This window comes from Tenacibaculum sp. M1.3A, from assembly GCF_057732375.1.
Genome location: NZ_JBYJEF010000017.1, coordinates 1 through 1,789, shown reverse-complemented (window position 1 = coordinate 1,789; position 1,789 = coordinate 1). Strand labels below are relative to the sequence as shown.

At 31.1% G+C, this 1,789-nt stretch carries 1 protein-coding gene; it reads right to left on the bottom strand.

The genetic code is table 11. From position 1 onward, the window contains the following. On the bottom strand, nucleotides 1-1,789 hold a 1,789-nt coding region (locus AC28QF_RS13845; protein WP_488202399.1), incomplete at both ends, for a peptidase domain-containing ABC transporter.

Below are 1,789 nucleotides of genomic sequence, written 5' to 3'. Positions count from 1 at the left end.
TCTAATACCACTATTTGGTGTGCATTTTTTACAGTACTTAATCTGTGAGCAATTACAACCGCTGTTTTGTCATAGAAAAATTCATTTAATTTCCCCATAATTACTTTTTCATTATTAGCGTCTAGAGCAGAGGTTGCTTCATCAAAAAACAAGAATTTAGGGTTTTTGTACACTGAACGAGCGATTAATAATCGTTGTTTTTGTCCGGTGCTTAATCCGTTTCCTTCACTTCCTATTTTGGTATTATAACCCAACGGAAGTCCTTCAATATAATCAGAAATGTTAGCGACGTTAATAGCATGTGCTAGTTTTTCTTTATCTACATAATCTTCACCTACAGCGATGTTTTTAGCAATAGAATCATTAAAAATATAGCCTTCTTGCATTACTACTCCACAGTTTCTTCGCCATTCTTTTGGTGAGATATTTTTCAGATTAAAATTATTAATCATAATTTCACCTTTGTCAACTTGGTAAAAGCCAAGTAGTAATTTCATTAAGGTAGTTTTACCACTACCACTAACACCAACAATTGCAGTGGTTTTGTTTGCGGGTATTTCTAAAGATAGATCGTTTAGTACGGGTTCTAATCCGCCAGTATATCTAAAAGAGATATTGTTTAATTTTATGGCAGCGTTTTCAGGAATGTGCGTAATTTTTTCATCACCTGGTTTTTCTTCATCTTCCATATTATGAATTTCACCAAGTCGGTCAATAGATATTTGGGCATCTTGTACATCGCGCATAAAATTAATTAGCTGTGTAATAGGCCCATTTAATTGCCCAACGATATAACTAATAGCCATCATCATACCTAAAGTAATATCTCCATCAATGACTAATTTAGCTGATAGTATGGTAATGAACATATTCTTTAATTCATTAATGAAATTAGAACCTACACTTTGGGTTTGTTCTAAGGCTAAGCTTTTTGTCGCTACTTTAAATAAACGAGCTTGCACATATTCCCAATTCCAACGCATTCGGCGTTCAGCATTGTGGAGTTTAATTTCTTGCATTCCGTTAATAAGCTCAATAACTTTACTTTGTTCTTGACTTACTTGTGAGAATCGTTTATAATCTAATTCCTTTCGTTTTTTAAAGAAGAATAATACCCATCCGAAGTATAAAACACTTCCTATAACAAATACTCCAAAGATTTGTAAACTATAAAATCCTAATACTAAACTGAAAATAATTAGGTTGAAAAAAGAGAATAAAACTGTTAATGAAGAGGTGGTTAAAATTCGTTCAATTCGTTTGTGATCGTTAATTCTTTGTAATAAATCTCCCGTCATACGAACATCAAAATAAGAGATAGGAAGTTTCATTAATTTGATAAAAAAATCAGAGATTAACGAAATATTTATACGAGTACTTAAGTGTAGTAAAATCCAACTTCTAATAATTTCTAAAGCCGCTTTACCTATAAATAAGAATAATTGTGCAAATAAGATTAAATATACAAAGTTTAGATCTTGATTTTTAATACCAACATCAACAATGCTTTGTGTTAAAAAAGGGAGGATTAGTTGCAATAAACTACCGGCTAAAAGACCGATAATTAATTGAATTATAAATTTTTTGTATTTGAATAAGTATTTGAATATAAATGAAAATCCAAATTTTTGATCTTCTTCAAATTCTTCACTATAAAAGCGAGGAGTAGGTTCTACTAACAAAGCAATACCTTCTTCTGTGTTTTGATCGGCATTGTTACCAATCCAAGATTGAATAAATTCTTTTTTAGTAAAAGTGATGAGCCCGTGTGCAGGATCAGAAATATAAA